This is a genomic window from Leifsonia sp. McL0607 (assembly GCF_049993355.1).
In the GTDB taxonomy this organism is placed as follows: Bacteria; Actinomycetota; Actinomycetes; order Actinomycetales; family Microbacteriaceae; genus Leifsonia.
Genome location: NZ_CP188253.1, coordinates 2,298,474 through 2,313,774 on the forward strand (window position 1 = coordinate 2,298,474; position 15,301 = coordinate 2,313,774).

The following is a 15,301-nucleotide window of genomic DNA, read 5'->3' on the forward strand; positions in this document are numbered from 1 at the left end:
GCGTGCGCCTCAGCCGCGTAGCTGCCGCAGCGTGACCGCAGTGGCGAGCGCCGCATGCGCGGCCTCCTCGCCCTTGTCCTCGCGCGAGCCGGGGAGGCCGGCGCGATCGATGCCCTGGGCCTCGTCGTCCAGCGTGAGAACCCCGAAGCCGACCGGCTTGCCGGTGTCGAGCGCAACGCGGGTCAGACCGTCGGTCGCGGCCGACGACACATACTCGAAGTGCGGCGTGCCGCCGCGGATGATCACGCCGAGGGCGACCACCGCGTCCGCGCCCGAGTCGAGGGCAGCCTTGCTGACGATGGGGAGCTCGAAGCTGCCGGGCACGCGCACGAGCGAGTAGTCCGCCCCCGCGGCCTTCAGCGTTCTGGTCGCCCCGGCGATCAGGCCCTCGGCGATCTGTTCGTGCCAGGTGCCTGCGACGATCACGACTTTCAGGCCGTGGCCGTCAACGACCTCCGTCGTCTTCTGGGCTCCCGCTCCGCTCATCGTGCTGTCCTCTCCGCTGCCACCGCAGCTGTGCCGTCCGACCCGTCGCCCGGGTCGATGTCGTCGATCACGTGACCCATACGGTCGCGCTTGGTCTCCAGGTACCGCTCGTTGAAGGCGCCGACACCCACGACGAGCGGGACGCGCTCGTCGACGGCGATGCCGCGCTCCTCCAGCTGGCGGACCTTCTCGGGGTTGTTGGTCAGCAGACGCACCGACTCGATCCCCAGGTTTTGCAAAATTGCCGTGGCCGCTCCGTAGTCGCGCGCGTCGATCGGCAGGCCGAGAGCCAGGTTGGCGTCGAGCGTGTCGAGGCCGTCCTCCTGCAGCTTGTAGGCGCGCAGCTTGTTGATCAGGCCGATGCCGCGGCCCTCGTGGCCGCGCAGGTAGACGACGACGCCGCCCTCCCGCTGGATGGTGGCCAGCGCCGCGTCGAGCTGCGGCCCGCACTCGCACTTCAGCGAGCCGAACGCCTCGCCGGTCAGGCACTCCGAGTGCACGCGAACGAGCGTGCCCTCGGCGCTCGGGCGGCCCGAGACGATCGCGACGTGGTCGGCGCCCGTCATGCGGTCGCGGTAGGCGCGCAGCTGGAACGACCCGTTGACGGTCGGCACCGTCGTCTCCACCTCGAAGATGACGCGCGAGGACTCGGGGATCGGCGTGAGGGAGGCGAGCTGCTCGTCGCAGTGGAACTCCTGCAGGTACGTGAGGAGCGCTTCGATGGTGATCACCAGCACGCCCTCGCGCTCGCCGAGCTCGAGCAGGCCGGGAAGCCGCATCATCTCGCCGTCGTCGGCGACGATCTCGGCGATCGCGGCCACCGGGGTGAGGCCGGCGAGCTTCAGGAGGTCGACCGACGCCTCGGTGTGGCCATCGCGCTCGCGAACCCCGCCGTCCACCGCCCGCAGCGGCAGGATGTGGCCGGGCCGGTGGAGGCTCGCCGGAGTGGACTCGGTGTCGGCGAGCACCCGCAGGGTGTGAGAGCGGTCGGCCGCGCTGATGCCGGTCGACAGCCGGTCGGCCGCGTCGACGCTCACCGTGTAGTTGGTTCCGCGGTCGTCCTCGTTGTTCACGACCATGACCGGCAGCTCGAGGCGGTCGGCGATCTCGTTCGTCATCGGCGCGCAGATGAAGCCGGAGGAGTTCTTGACCGTCCAGGCGATCCACTCCTGGCTGGCGAGACCGGCGGCGATCACCACGTCGCCCTCGTTCTCGCGGCTCTCGTTGTCGACCACGATGACGGGTCGCCCGGCACGCAGCTCGGCGAGGGCCTCTGGGATGGTGGCGAGGGTCATGACGCACTCCGTTCTGTCAGCGTCGGTTCGAGGGCGAGCATCCGCTCGACGTGCCGCGCCAGGATGTCGGTCTCGATGTTCACTCGGTCGCCGGGGACGCGGTCGCCCAGCGTGGTGGCTGTCAGCGTCTCCGGGATCAGGGACACCTCGAACCAGCCGTCTTCGCGGCCGCCGCCGACGTCGCTCACCGTGAGCGAGACGCCGTCCACGGCGATGGAGCCTTTGCGCGCGACCAGCGGTGCGTGCTCCGGACCCAGGCTGAGCCGCACGACGCGCCAGGCGCTGCCGTCGTCGACCGAGAGCACGGTGGCAGTGCCGTCGATGTGGCCCTGGACGATGTGGCCGCCGAGCCGGTCGCCGACCTGCGCTGCGCGCTCGAGGTTCACGCGGCGTCCGGGCTCGACGTCGTCGAGCGTGCTCATCGCGAGCGTCTCGGCCATCACGTCTGCGGTGAAGGACTCCGCGTCCTGGCCGATCACGGTGAGGCAGACGCCGCTGACCGAGATGGAGTCGCCGTGCGCGGCGTCGCTGACCGCCAGCGGCCCGCGGACGGTGATCCTGGCCGCGTCGGCGACGCGCTCGACGGCGGTGATCTCGCCCAGCTCTTCGATGATTCCGGTGAACACGCTCAGTCCTCCTGGTGGGTGGTGTCGCCCTGTGCGGCGAGGTCGGGTGTCGGGACGGGTACGGCCCGCAGGTAGAGGTCGCCGCCGAGCCGTTCGACGTCGAGCACGCGCAGCCTCCGCTGATCGCCGATGGTCGTGACGCCGATGTCGCCCAGCGCGACGCGCGGTCCGCCGAGCAGCGACGGGGCGAGGTAGATGGCGTACTCGTCGACCAGGCCTGCCGCCACAAAGGCACTGGCGAGTGTGGGGCCGCCCTCGACGTATACGCGGCGGAAGCCGCGCTGACGAAGGTCGGCGACGACGTCGTGGAGGTCGTGGGTGCCCTCGAAGATCACGGGGTTCGGGTGGCGGAAGACGGCAGCGTCGTTGGGGATGGCGCGCGTGCCGACCACGACAGGGGTCGGCTGCGTCGCCAGCAGCTCGCCGGCGTCGCCGCGGGCGGTGAGGCTCGGGTCGTCGGCGAGCACGGTGCCGGTGCCGACGACGATGGCGTCGGAGGCCTCCCGCTGCTCGTGCACGCGCTGGCGAGCCGCGGCTCCGGTGATCCACTTGCTGGTGCCGTCGGCTGCGGCCGCGCGTCCGTCGAGTGTGCTCGCCCACTTCACGGTGATGTACGGCCGGCCCAGCCGGGCGGCAGTGAGCCAGTCGTCGAGGAACGCCTCCGCCTCGTGGGCGAGCACCCCTCCCGTCACCGCCACGCCGGCCTCCCGGAGGCGCTCGGCCCCACCCCTCGAATGGCGCCCCGGGTCGGCGACCGCGTAGACGACCTGCGCGACGCCGGCCTCGATGAGCGCCTCGGAGCAGGGGCCGGTGAGCCCCCAGTGGTTGCACGGCTCGAGCGTCACGACAGCGGTCGCTCCGCGCGCCGCTCCTTCGGGCAGGGAGCTGAGAGCGTCGACCTCGGCGTGGGCCGTGCCGGCCCCGCGATGGAAGCCCTCGGCGATCGTGCGCCCCTCGGCGTCGAGGATGACGCAGCCGACGCGCGGGTTCACGCCGGTGGCGGGGCCGCCTTCGGCGAGCCGCAGCGCCGTGCGCATCGCCGCATCCCATTCTCCAGTCCGGGTCATCCGGGCGTCGTCCTGTCTCTCGTATCGTCGAGACGTGATGCCGGGGTCGCTGGAGCGGAATGCTCGCGTTGGCGACGGTCGCCACCGACCGCCGACGTGCGCCTCCCATCCGGACTGAGCGCCCAGGCTGTCGCCTGCACGCATTACCGTCGGTGCCGGAATTCCACCGGCTCAACAGGAGGCTGGGCCTCCCGCTCGCGGACTGTCACCGCCGGTTCGGAATCTCACCGACCCCGGAGCACGTTCTTCTGTTGTCGAGTGTAGATCAACGCGCATCGCGTGGGTCTATTCCCGACGCTTCGTGACGATGCCCCTCGGGGCCGCGGAGGTCAGGCCGCGTCCTCGAGCGGCTCGACCACGCCGACCAGGGCGCGCGCGGTGCCCTCGTCCACGATCAGGTCGGTGATGAGCCCGGCGGCCAGCGCACCGCGGAGGCTGTGCACCTTCGACGGGCCCGACACGATGCACACGCGCCGCGGCACCCGCTTGATCAGGTCGATGTCGGGCCCGCTGGCCCGCTCGTTCAACGGGATGCCGCGGTGGCTGCCATCCTCTCGGAAGAACACCGTGGCGACGTCGCCCACCACGCCCGACTCGTCCAGGGAGGCGTAGTCGGCGGTGTCGAGGTAGCCGCCGGCGTACACGTGCGAGCGCACCTCGGAGAAGGGTGAGCCGAGGCCGAAGATCGCCACGTCCATGCGTTCTTGGATGCCGAGGATGCGGCGGGTGCTGCGCTCGCGCCACATGGCCACCTTGGTCTGTGGGTCGTCGAAGAGCGCCGGCACCGGGAACTCCTGGATCGTGCCCGAATAGGTGTCGCCGAACCGGCGCAGGATCTCGGAGGCGTAGAGCACGCCGGTGGTGTACGTGTTGCCCGCGCCGTTGAGCTGCACGAACTCGACGTTGTGGAGGTCTTTGGGGATCAGGTGCCTGCTCAATGCGCTCATCGTCGATCCCCACGCGATGCCGACCGTGGTGTTGGAGTCGATGAAGCGGTCGAGAATTCGTGCAGCAGAGATGGCGACACGCTCGAGCCGGTCGACGTCGCTGATGGCGCTGGGCATGGGGACGATGTGCGCGCCGATGCCATAGCGGGAGTGCAGTTGCTGCTGCACGCGGGTGGCGCCTTCGTGGGGCTGGGCGATCTGGATCGTGACCAGTCCGGAGGCGCGGGCGTAGGAGAGCAACCGGGACACGCTCGACCGCGAGGTGTGCATCTCGTGGGCGATGGCCTCCATTGTGAGGTCCTGCATGTAGTAGAGGTGTCCGGCCTTGAGGGCGTCGCGGACTTTCTCGGGGAGGTTCTGGATATCGGGTTCGGACATCTCGGGTGCTTGCCTTCTCGGGTGATGAGCGTTGCACGTATGTGCATCCGGCTTGATCGAAGTTGTGCCGACATCGAAGACTATAGCTGCCCCCACCGCCGCAGAGAAGAACAACAGGAGTCCGAAGTGACGACGTCGTCGAATACCCGCGCCGAGATCCAGCGACTGCGCGAGCGCCCCAACGCCCAGGTCCTCATCGTCGGTGGCGGCATCAACGGGCTCGGCACCTTTCGCGACCTGGCCCTGCAGGGCGTCGACGTCGTGCTCGTCGAGCGCAACGACTTCGTCTCCGGCGCGTCGGCCGCTTCCAGCCACATGATCCACGGTGGCATCCGCTACCTCGAGAACGGCGAGTTCCGTCTGGTCAAGGAGTCAGTGACGGAGCGCAACGGCCTGCTGAAGATCGCGCCGCATTACGTCAAGCCGCTGCAGACCACCATCCCGATCTACTCCACCTTCTCCGGCATCCTCGCCGCACCGCTCCGCTTCCTCACCCACAAGCAGGGCAAGCCGAAGGAACGTGGCGCCTTCCTCATCAAGACCGGCCTCACGATCTACGACGCGTTCTCGCGCGACGGCGGCACCGTTCCGCGGCACAGCTTCCATGGCCGCAAACGCTCCCTCCAGGAGCTGCCCAAGCTCAACCCCGGCCTGAAGTACACCGCCACCTACTTCGACGCCTCCGTGCACGACCCGGAACGTCTCGCGCTCGACGTGCTCGCCGACGGCCTCGCGGCCGGACCGCACGCCCGTGCCGCCAACTACCTGGAGGCCGTCGGCGCCCGCGACGGCGGGGTGGTCGTGCGCGACAGGGAGACCGGCGAGGAGTTCGCGATCACCGCCGACGTCGTCGTCAACGCCTCAGGACCCTGGACCGACCTCACCAACGCGGCGCTCGGGGAGGCCACCCGTTACATGGGCGGCACCAAGGGATCCCACATCGTGCTCGACAACCCCGAGCTGCTGGATGCCTGCCGCGGCCGCGAGATGTTCTTCGAGAACAACGACGGCCGTATCGTGCTCATCTACCCGCTCAAGGGCCGGGTCATGGTCGGCACGACCGACCTCGAGGCCGACATGTCCGCGCCCGCGGTCTGCACCGAGGACGAGATCGACTACTTCATCGAGCTGGTCTCGCACGTTTTCCCAGCGATCCCGGTGACCCGCGAGCAGATCGTCTACAGCTTCTCCGGGGTCCGGCCGCTGCCGCACCACGACGACACCGCGCCCGGCTTCGTCTCGCGCGACTACCGCATCGTGCGCGGCACGGTCCCCGGACTCGGTGGGACGACCGTGCTCAGCCTGGTCGGAGGCAAGTGGACGACGTTCCGCGCGCTGAGCGAGCACCTCGCGAACGAGACGCTGGAGGCGCTGGGCATGACCCGCACGGTGCAGACGCTCGGCCTCGCGATCGGCGGCGGCGCCGGCTTCCCGACCACGCAGCAGGCCGAGCGGGACTGGATCGCCCGCTACGGCGCCGATGTCGGCGCGGAGCGCGCGGCGATGCTCCTGAGCCGCTACGGCACCAAGGCGACGGCTGTGCTCGACGCCATCGCCGCCTGGGACGGCGAGGACGCCCCCCTGGCGGCAGCCCTTTCGTACTCGCGCGCAGAGATCGACCACCTCGTGCGCACCGAGCACGTCGCGCACCTGTCCGACGTCTTCCTGCGCCGCACCAGCCTGGCGTTCACCGGTGCGATCTCGGTCTCGCTGATCCGCGAGATCGGCGAAATCACGGCAAACGCTCTCGGATGGTCGCCAAACCGTGGCGCGGAGGAGGAAGATGCGTTCCAAGCGGAACTGGCAGCCGCCCACCGGGTGAACCTGGAGTCGGGGGACGGGAGCGAAGCCGTGGCGCTCCGATGATGCACGAACGTGCATAGCACGGTTCTTGCCGGAGAGGACCTGACGCCAATAGCGTTCAAAGGCCCGCCCTGCGAGAACCACACCAACGCACAACAGGGTGCGGGTCAACTGAACAAGTGGAAGGTCAACGTGGACAATATCGGTATTGATTTCCTGTCTGAGTTGTGTGGCACTGCGATGCTGGTCCTCCTCGGTACCGGTGTCGTGGCGAACGTCGCACTCATCAGGAACAAGGGCTTCAACGGCGGGTTCCTGATGGTGAACTTCGGCTGGGGCATCGCAGTGTTCTCCGGCGTGGTCGTCGCCTACAACTCGGGCGCGCACCTCAACCCTGCTGTGACGCTTGGACTGGTGGCGAACGGGGCGAAAGCCTTCGGCAGCGCTGCCGGGCACACTCTGGTGCCGGTCAACTTCGTCACAGTGCTCCTCTATATCCTCGCGCAACTGATAGGCGCCTTCATCGGTGCCTGCCTGACGTTCCTGGCCTACAAGAAGCACTTCGACGAGGAGCCGGACCCGGGCAACAAGCTCGGCGTCTTCTCCACGGGCCCCGCCATCCGCAGCTACGGCTGGAACCTCGTCACCGAGGTCATCGGCACCTTCGTGCTGGTGTTCGTCGTGATCGCGTTCGGCCACCAGCCCGGAACCGCAGCCGGTCTGGCCGCGCTCGGCGCTCTGCCAGTCGCCCTCCTGGTGGTCGGCATCGGCGCCAGCCTCGGTGGTCCGACCGGTTACGCCATCAACCCGGCGCGTGACCTCGGCCCCCGAATCGCCCACGCCGTACTTCCCATCAGGGGAAAGGGCACCAGCGACTGGTCCTACTCGTGGGTCCCGGTCGTCGGGCCGATCGCCGGCGGTGTGATCGCCGGCGTCGTCGCCACCTGGTTGCTCCCCATCCTCACCAAGTAACACCGGGGGCCGATCGGGGGAGACCCCGAACCGGCCCCCTTCAGTACCACCCTCAAAACAAAGGAGTTAGCAAATGGCCGACTACGTCGTCGCCATCGACCAGGGCACTACGAGCACCCGGGCGATCATCTTCAACAAGTCCGGGTCGATCGTGTCGTCCGGACAACTGGAACACGAGCAGATATTCCCGAGGGCCGGGTGGGTCGAGCACGACCCGAAGGAGATCTGGAACAACACACGGGAGGTCATCGGTCAGGCGCTGTCGAAGGCCGACCTCACCCGCCATGACATCGCGGCCGTGGGCATTACCAACCAGCGCGAGACCACGGTCGTCTGGGACAAGGACACCGGCGAGCCCGTCTATAACGCGATCGTCTGGCAGGACACCCGCACGCAGCCGATCGTCGACCGCCTCGCGGCCGACGGCGGGGTCGAGCGGTTCAAGCAACTCGTCGGCCTCCCGCTGGCGACGTACTTCTCCGGCACGAAGATCGCCTGGATCCTGGAGAACGTGGAGGGCGCCCGCGAGCGCGCCGAGCGGGGAGACCTGCTCTTCGGCAACACCGACTGCTGGGTGCTCTGGAACCTGACCGGCGGTACGGAAGGCGGCGTGCACGTCACGGACGTGACCAACGCCTCCCGCACCATGTTCATGGACCTGGAGACCCTCACCTGGCGCGACGACATCCTCGAGGCGTTCGGCGTCCCGAAGTCGATGCTCCCGGCGATCAAGAGCTCCTCCGAGGTCTACGGCACGGTGGAGTCGTCCAGCCTGCTGCGCGAGGTGCCCGTCGCGGGCATTCTGGGAGACCAACAGGCCGCCACGTTCGGCCAGGCCGCGTTCGATCCAGGCGAGTCCAAGAACACCTACGGCACCGGCAACTTCCTCATCTTCAACACGGGTGAGGAGATCGTCCACTCCAAGAACGGCCTCCTGACGACGCTCGGCTACAAGCTGGGCGACGAGAAGCCGCACTATGCCTTGGAGGGCTCGATCGCCGTCACGGGCGCGCTGGTGCAGTGGCTGCGCGACAACCTCGGCCTCATCTCCAGCACCCAGGAGATCGAGGAGCTGGCGAAGAGCGTCGAGGACAACGGCGGCGCGTACTTCGTGCCGGCGTTCTCCGGACTGTTCGCGCCGTACTGGCGGGCGGACGCACGTGGTGCCCTCGTCGGCCTCACGCGCTACGTCAACAAGGGTCACATCGCCCGCGCCGTTCTGGAGGCCACGGCCTTCCAGACCCGCGAGGTGCTGGACGCGGTCAACGCCGACTCGGGATTCGAGCTGTCGGAGCTGAAGGTGGACGGCGGAATGATCGCCAACAACACCCTCATGCAGTTCCAGGCGGACATCCTGGGCGTCCCGGTCGTGCGGCCGGTCGTCGCGGAGACGACCGCGCTCGGCGCCGCCTACGCCGCCGGCCTCGCCGTCGGCTTCTGGAGCGACCTCGACGACCTGCGCAAGAACTGGCAGGAGGACCGTCGCTGGACTCCGGACATGGAGGCCGGCGAGCGCGACCGTCAGCTGCGCCTGTGGAAGAAGGCCGTCACGAAGACGTTCGACTGGGTCGACGACGACGTGAAGTAGTCCCGCGCAGTTCCACCGAGCGCCGTCCGGCATCTGCCGGGCGGCGCTCGTGCGTCGTTCGCGTGCCGTTCACGCGGTCTTCGTCTGTCGGTTTCCTCATCGGCGCGAAAGCTTTCCCGCAGAATGGCCGCCTAGCGTGGCCCGCATGAGGCATTCTTCTGTCGTGAGGCCCGCTCCGGTGCGGCACGGCCGGCTCCCCGCGCGCCGCGCGCGCGGGCCGCTGGCGCGATTGGTCGCCTCCTCGGTCGCCGTCGTCCTGCTCGCCGTCGGCGGAGTCGCCGCGTACGCGGTGCAGGACACGGTGCGTTCGCTCAAGCCGGCCATCCACCTCGTGTCGGCGTCGGGCAGGTCCGTCACTCCACCCGCCGTGGGAGCCGAGTCAGGGGAGATCAACATCCTCCTCGCCGGCACGGACACACGCACGGGTCAGGGCGGCGAGTTCTCGACGTCCCAGGAGCTGGCCGGAAGCTCCGGCGTGGGCAACAACGACGTCACGATGGTGCTGCACCTCTCCGCGGACCATCGGCATGCGACGGTGATCAGCATCCCACGCGACCTGATGGTGCCGATCCCGTCGTGCCCGACCTCGGGCGGCGGTTCCACGTCGGCGCAGGACAGCGCGCAATTCAACACGACGCTGTCGACCGGAGGTCTCTCCTGCGTGGTGGTGACGGCCGAGGCGCTCACCGGACTCAGCATCCCGTACGCCGCGGAGATCAGCTTCGATGGCGTGGTCGCGATGTCGAACGCCGTCGGCGGCGTGCCCGTGTGCCTCGCGACGCCTCTCACCGACCCGTACGTGGGGCTGGACCTCCCGGCCGGCCGGCAGACGCTCGTCGGCTCCCAGGCGCTCGCCTTCGTGCGCAGCCGCCACGGCGTCGGCGACGGCAGCGATCTCGGCCGGATCAGCAACCAGCAGCTCTTCCTTTCGTCGCTGCTGCGCGCGGCGACGAGCGCCGGCGTGCTGACCAACCCGCTCACGCTCTACACCCTGGCGAAGGCCGCGACCTCCAACCTGACCCTCTCCGACACGCTGGACTCGCCGACGATCGTCTCGATCGGTTTGGCGCTCAAGAGCGTGTCGCTCAGCGACTTCGTCTTCCTGCAGTACCCGTCGATGACGGACCCGAACGACCCCAACCGGGTCGTTCCGGAGCCCATCGGTGTGGATGCCCTCAAACAGGCGCTGACCACGGACACGCCCATCGTGCTGACGGGGACCACCGGCGCCGGCACGGAGTCGGCCACGCCGACCCCGACCGCGACGTCGACCGCCACACCCGGCGCGACCGCGACGCCGAGTGCCGGAACCACGGCATCCAGCGGAGGGTCGACGCCGTCGCCGACCTCTTCGGCTGTCAGCCTCCCGTCGAACGTCACCGGCCAGACCGCCGCGCAGCAGACCTGCACCAAGGGCAACTGACCGGCATCTGCCTCATCGAACTGGCAGGACACGCCGCCAGGGGCGTCCGTCAGGCGACAGGTTCTGTCAGTTCGTCGCGGCTGCGCGGTCGAGGATCGCGCCGGTCAGTGCGTCGAGGGAGGTGAGCTCGATCACGCCGATGGCGGCGGCCTCGGCCGCGTCGTCGGCCGAGGGCACGTCGCCCCCGCGGTTCAGCCAGACACCGGTCAGGCCCGCGTGCGCGGCGCCGATCGCGTCGGTGCGCAGCCGGTCGCCGACGTAGACCGCCTGCTCAGGGCGCACATCGAACTCGGAGCACGCCTCCTGGAAGATGCGCGCGTCCGGCTTGGCGATGCCTACCTCTCCGGAAGCGATCAGGTGCTCGATCCTGGCATCGAGTCCCACGGCCTCGACCTTGCGGCGCTGGAACGCCAGATCGCCGTTGGTGATGAGACCGAACCGCACGCCAGGGATCGCCGCCTGCAGGGCGTCGAGGCAGCGCAGTGCGTCGTGGTGGAGCGACCACGCGGCGATGTAGTGCTCGAAGTAGTCGGAGAACCAGGCGCTGGCCTCCGCATCGCCGAGCATGACCCCGTGCCGGGCGGCGAAGTCGCGCGCCCGCGCCTGGCGCTGACCCTCGAAGTCGAGCCGGCCTGCGAGGTAGGAGTGGTAGTGCTGCTCCTCCAGATCGTGCCAGAGCGCGACCAGGTCGACGGCTTCCATCGTGCCGTACGGTTCGCCGAGCTGGGCCGCGTACCGCTGGATTCCCGCCGAGACGGCGGCACGATGGGCGAACAAGGTGTCGTCGAGGTCGAAGAGCACGACCCGGATGCTCGTCACGGGTGCACCTGCACGTAGGTGGCGCCGGGCCAGTCGCTCGAAGGCTCCCGCGGATCTGCCGCCAGCAGAGCGGCCTGCCACTCGTCGCGGCGCACACCGCGGTGCGAGACGCCCAGCCGTGCGACGCCCTCCCACTGGAACCCGGCGCGACGGGCGACCGCCGCGCTCGCGGCGTTGCCGGCGAACGCGTGCCACACGACGCGTTGGAGAGCCAGGCCGGCGGGAGCCTCCGCGAAGGCGAAGTCGAGCACGAGCTGAACGGCGCACGCCATCCAGCCGCGTCCGCGCGCCTCCGCGGCCAGCCAGAAGCCGATCTCAGCCTCACCGTCGTCGATGTCGTGCAGCCCGGCCAGACCCTGCAGCGCGCCCGTCGACGCGTCGCGGATGGCCCACGTGCATTCCCGGCCGCCGGCCCACCCGTCGGGGACCGTTCGCATGACGAAGCGCTCGGCGTCCGCTCGCTCGTAGGGGGAGGGCACGGTGGTCCAGGCGGCGATCGCCGGCTCGCGGCAGAGCTCCGCGATCCGGTCGATGTCGTGCGCGTCGGGCGCCGACATGACCAGCGGCCCACCGGCCAGCTGCACCGGCGCCCGCGGCATCAGTGCGTCCGCCGTAGGAGGCCGATCGCGTCGTGCGCATTGGCCAGCGTGCGCTCGGCGACCTCGCTCGCACGCTCGGCATTGCCGGCGAGGATGCGGTCTAGCTCGGCCGGGTCGGCGAGCAGGTCGAGCGCACGCTCGCGCACCGGGCCGAACGTCTCGATCACGACCTCCACGAGACCCTTCTTGAAGTCGCCGTAGCCCTTGCCGTCGTACTCGAACTCGATGTCGGCCAGCGGCCGGCCGGTGAGCGCCGAGTAGATGCTGAGCAGGTTGGAGATGCCCGGCTTGCCCGCTCGATCGAATGACACGACTCCGTCGGTGTCGGTCACAGCGCGCATGATCTTCTTGCGGGTCACGTCGGGCTCGTCGAGCAGCCAGACGATCCCGGCGGCCGACTCAGCCGACTTGGACATCTTCGACTCCGGGTTCTGGAGGTCGTAGACGCGGGCCCCGTCTTTCAGGATCATCGCTTGCGGCACGACGAACGTCTCGCCGAAGCGGCTGTTGAAGCGCTCGGCCAGGTCGCGGGTCAGCTCGACGTGCTGGCGCTGATCGTCGCCCACAGGGACCACCTCAGCGTCGAACAGGAGAATGTCGGCGGCCATCAGCACCGGGTAGGCGAAGAGGCCGACGGAGGTGGCGTCGGCGCCCTGCTTGGCCGACTTGTCCTTGAACTGCGTCATGCGCGAGGCCTCGCCGAACCCGGTGATCGTGTTGAGCACCCAGGCCAGCTGGGCGTGCGCCGGCACGTGCGACTGCACGTACAGGGTGGAGGCGGAGGGGTCGATGCCGGCGGCGATGTACTGCGCTGCCGTGCGGCGCGTCTTTTCGCGAAGCTCGGCAGGGTCTTGCGCGACGGTGATCGCGTGCAGGTCGACGACCGAGAAGAACGCGTCGTGGCTGCTCTGCAGGTCTTTCCACTGCAGGAGCGCGCCGATGTAGTTGCCGAGGTGAAGGGAGTCGGCCGACGGCTGCATGCCGGAGTAGAGGCGGGGGAGTGTGCTCATGTCGGTGCCTTCGAAAGTCGATGCCCTCAGTGGGCTCAGGTCTGGGGTGCGGGTTCGGGTGGCTCTACTGGCGCTCAGATGGCGTAGTCGACGACCACCGGGGTGTGATCGGACCATCGCTCGTCGTAGGCGGCCGCACGGTCGACCGCATAGTTCTTCACCGTCGCCGCCAGCGCGGGGGAGGCCAGGTGGTAGTCGATGCGCCAGCCCGTGTCGTTGTCGAACGCCTGCCCGCGCCACGACCACCAGGTGTACGGGCCGTCGACCTCTCCCGCCGCTTTGCGCCCGACATCCACCCAGCCGAGGCCGGCGCCGTCGTTGTAACGCGGGTCGTCCTCCGCGCCGACGATGCGGTCGAAGTACGCGCGCTCCTCCGGGAGGAAGCCGGCCCTCTTGACGTTGCCCCTCCAGTTGCGGATGTCGAGCTTCCTGTGCCCGACGTTGAGGTCGCCCATGACGACCGCGAGGGGGTTGTGCTTCTGGAGCGCGGGCAGTCGAGCCTCCATCGCGTCGAGGAAGGTGTACTTGGCGTGCTGCTTCTCGGTGCCGGCCTCGCCGGAATGCACGTACGCGCTGACCACAGTGACGACCTGCGTACCGATCTCGTAGTCGGCCTCCAGCCAGCGGCCTGCGCTGTCGAACTCGGTCGCGCCGAGCTCGACCCGATGGATGTGCGCTCGGTGCCGGCTGGCGATCGCGACGCCCGCGCGGCCCTTCGCGGTGGCGGGGTCGTGCACGATGTCCCACTCGTCTCCGAGAAGGCCCTGCAGGTCTTCTGTGGAGGCGCGGACCTCCTGCAGCGCGAGGATGTCTACGTCGCGCGCGTCGAGCCAGGCGCCCATGCCCTTGCGGAAAGCGGCGCGGATGCCGTTGACGTTGGCCGTCGCGATGCGCAGGGGTTTCGAGGGCATGCTCCCACCCTACCGGCGAGCGCCGACGCTGCTCTCGTCGAGCAGGTCGTTGAGCCGGTGCTCGGCCTTCTCCACCCGGCGCTGCGCGCTGAGCCGAGCGAAGAACCGCGCGTCGGCCAGGTCGTCCTTGGCGCTCTGGAGTTCGGCCTTCGCCACGAGCACCCGCGCTTCGTACTCCGCCGCCGCGCGTTCGGCCGCGGCTTGCTCAGCGGTGATCATCCGCGGCGAAAGCCCGGAGTCGAACATGCCGACGGCTATCCAGGATGCCGACAGCAGGATGACGCGGGAGACGAGGTTGAACCAGAGCAGCAGTCCGATGAAGACCGCGAAGGTGGCGAGAAGCGGATTCTTGGTCGCACCGGTGATCAGCAGGCCGCCGAGGGCGCTCAGACCGGCGAGCACCAGGGCGCCGAGCAGCACGCCGAAGAACAGGTTGCGCCAGGGGATGGCCACACGGGCGAGCACGCGGAACATCGCGCCGAGGGTGAAGATGTTGAGGATCACGGAGATCACCAGCCCGGTGAAGCGGGTCAGCGTCTCGGTCCAGAAGGTGTCGGAGGTCGGCCCGATCAGCTGGAGGAGAAAGGTCACCGCCTGCGTGCTCACGATGGAGACGAGCGCGGACACGATGAGCACCAGGCCGAAGGCGAGGGCCAGGAACAGGTCGCGGACTTTCTGCAGCACGTAGTTGGTCGTGTCCCGGCTGAGCCCGAAGACCGCGCGCACGGCCTGCCGCGTGTAGTAGAGCCAGCCGATCGCCGTCCAGAGCAGGCTCACCGCCGCGATGATGCCCGACCATCCGAAGCCGGTCGCCTCCTGAAGCTGCTGGACGTTGATCACGCCCTCAGTCGTCTCGGTCGAGATGAGCCCCGGCACCGCACGGTTGATGATCTGGACCAGCGACTGGAAGAGCTCCGGGTTGCTCGTCAGCCAGGCGCCGGCCGCGGAGAATCCCAGCCAGACCGCGGCGAAGACCGCGAACAGCGATTGGAAGCCCATCCCGGCGGCCCGGAGATTGCCGTCGCAGTGCGAGTAATTGATGTAGACCCGGTAGGGGCGCAGCGACTGCACCCACTTGGCCCACCGGGAGACCCGCGCGACCGGTTTCTCCAGCCGTTCCTTCAGCGGCTCTGCGGCGTCGAGGATGCGCTCCCTCAGCGTCTCCTCGGGTTCGACCGTCCCTTGGGCGCGCTGCAACGCCGGATCGGGCTCTGCGGGAGCGACGGTCTCCGACCGGCGGGACTTATTGGCCACGCCGCAAGGATATCGATCGACCTCGCCCGGGTGCGGCGTCCAGGCCTGTCGCGTCGGCACTCGGGGTCGCGGGCGCTGCCCCTCAGCCCCGCATGCGCGAGATGGGCTCCTCCATTCGGTGCG

Annotated in this window: 14 protein-coding genes and 1 riboswitch; of the genes, 4 read left to right on the plus strand and 10 right to left on the minus strand. The window is 69.2% G+C overall.

Annotated elements, in window-relative coordinates:
* Window positions 1-9: 9 nt before the first annotated feature.
* The 5 genes from ribH to ACPPVW_RS11115 all read right to left on the minus strand — a co-directional run bounded on the left by ribH (window position 10) and on the right by ACPPVW_RS11115 (window position 4,799).
* Window positions 10-486, minus strand: a complete 477-nt coding sequence (ribH, locus tag ACPPVW_RS11095; protein ID WP_426623179.1) for a 6,7-dimethyl-8-ribityllumazine synthase — start codon at window positions 484-486, stop codon at window positions 10-12.
* Window positions 483-1,781 carry a GTP cyclohydrolase II gene (gene ribA / locus ACPPVW_RS11100; protein ID WP_426623180.1) on the minus strand — a complete coding sequence of 433 codons (1,299 nt, stop codon included), beginning with the start codon at window positions 1,779-1,781 and terminating at the stop codon, window positions 483-485. The genes ribH and ribA overlap by 4 nt, the downstream gene beginning before the upstream one ends.
* On the minus strand, window positions 1,778-2,407 hold the full coding sequence (locus tag ACPPVW_RS11105; protein ID WP_426623181.1) for a riboflavin synthase: 630 nt from the start codon (window positions 2,405-2,407) through the stop codon (window positions 1,778-1,780). The genes ribA and ACPPVW_RS11105 overlap by 4 nt, the downstream gene beginning before the upstream one ends.
* Before the next feature lie 2 nt (window positions 2,408-2,409).
* Window positions 2,410-3,474 (minus strand): bifunctional diaminohydroxyphosphoribosylaminopyrimidine deaminase/5-amino-6-(5-phosphoribosylamino)uracil reductase RibD, encoded by a 1,065-nt coding sequence (gene ribD, locus ACPPVW_RS11110; RefSeq protein ID WP_426623182.1) that lies wholly within the window; start codon window positions 3,472-3,474, stop codon window positions 2,410-2,412.
* A 93-nt stretch (window positions 3,475-3,567) separates the two neighbouring features.
* A riboswitch (FMN riboswitch) is annotated at window positions 3,568-3,719 on the minus strand.
* Window positions 3,720-3,803: 84 nt separating this feature from the next.
* Window positions 3,804-4,799 (minus strand): sugar-binding transcriptional regulator, encoded by a 996-nt coding sequence (locus tag ACPPVW_RS11115; RefSeq protein ID WP_426623183.1) that lies wholly within the window; start codon window positions 4,797-4,799, stop codon window positions 3,804-3,806.
* Window positions 4,800-4,925: 126 nt separating this feature from the next.
* On the opposite strand from ACPPVW_RS11115, the gene ACPPVW_RS11120 reads away from it, so the two are divergent.
* The 4 genes from ACPPVW_RS11120 to ACPPVW_RS11135 all read left to right on the plus strand — a co-directional run bounded on the left by ACPPVW_RS11120 (window position 4,926) and on the right by ACPPVW_RS11135 (window position 10,585).
* On the plus strand, window positions 4,926-6,665 hold the full coding sequence (locus ACPPVW_RS11120) for an FAD-dependent oxidoreductase (RefSeq protein ID WP_426623184.1): 1,740 nt from the start codon (window positions 4,926-4,928) through the stop codon (window positions 6,663-6,665).
* Between the two features lie 129 nt (window positions 6,666-6,794).
* The gene (locus ACPPVW_RS11125) at window positions 6,795-7,574 is read left to right on the plus strand and encodes an MIP/aquaporin family protein (RefSeq protein ID WP_426623185.1); all 780 of its coding nucleotides are present in this window, start codon (window positions 6,795-6,797) and stop codon (window positions 7,572-7,574) included.
* Between the two features lie 73 nt (window positions 7,575-7,647).
* Window positions 7,648-9,162 (plus strand): glycerol kinase GlpK, encoded by a 1,515-nt coding sequence (gene glpK, locus ACPPVW_RS11130; protein WP_426623186.1) that lies wholly within the window; start codon window positions 7,648-7,650, stop codon window positions 9,160-9,162.
* Between the two features lie 145 nt (window positions 9,163-9,307).
* The gene (locus tag ACPPVW_RS11135) at window positions 9,308-10,585 is read left to right on the plus strand and encodes an LCP family protein (protein ID WP_426623187.1); all 1,278 of its coding nucleotides are present in this window, start codon (window positions 9,308-9,310) and stop codon (window positions 10,583-10,585) included.
* A gap of 66 nt (window positions 10,586-10,651) precedes the next feature.
* Here the strand turns inward: ACPPVW_RS11135 and ACPPVW_RS11140 are convergent, their stop codons facing one another.
* The 5 genes from ACPPVW_RS11140 to ACPPVW_RS11160 form a co-directional block, all read right to left on the minus strand.
* Entirely contained in the window at window positions 10,652-11,404 is a 753-nt protein-coding gene (locus tag ACPPVW_RS11140) for an HAD family hydrolase (RefSeq protein ID WP_426623188.1), read from the minus strand.
* Entirely contained in the window at window positions 11,401-12,003 is a 603-nt protein-coding gene (locus tag ACPPVW_RS11145) for a GNAT family N-acetyltransferase (RefSeq protein WP_426623189.1), read from the minus strand. Before ACPPVW_RS11145 ends, ACPPVW_RS11140 begins: the two co-directional genes overlap by 4 nt.
* Entirely contained in the window at window positions 12,003-13,013 is a 1,011-nt protein-coding gene (gene trpS / locus ACPPVW_RS11150) for a tryptophan--tRNA ligase (RefSeq protein ID WP_426623190.1), read from the minus strand. Before trpS ends, ACPPVW_RS11145 begins: the two co-directional genes overlap by 1 nt.
* A gap of 74 nt (window positions 13,014-13,087) precedes the next feature.
* Window positions 13,088-13,924: an exodeoxyribonuclease III gene (locus ACPPVW_RS11155; RefSeq protein ID WP_426623191.1), complete on the minus strand. Its 837-nt coding sequence runs from the start codon at window positions 13,922-13,924 to the stop codon at window positions 13,088-13,090.
* A gap of 9 nt (window positions 13,925-13,933) precedes the next feature.
* A complete protein-coding gene (locus tag ACPPVW_RS11160; protein ID WP_426623192.1) occupies window positions 13,934-15,178 on the minus strand; it encodes a YihY/virulence factor BrkB family protein in 1,245 nt (414 codons plus the stop codon).
* Window positions 15,179-15,301: the final 123 nt, after the last annotated feature.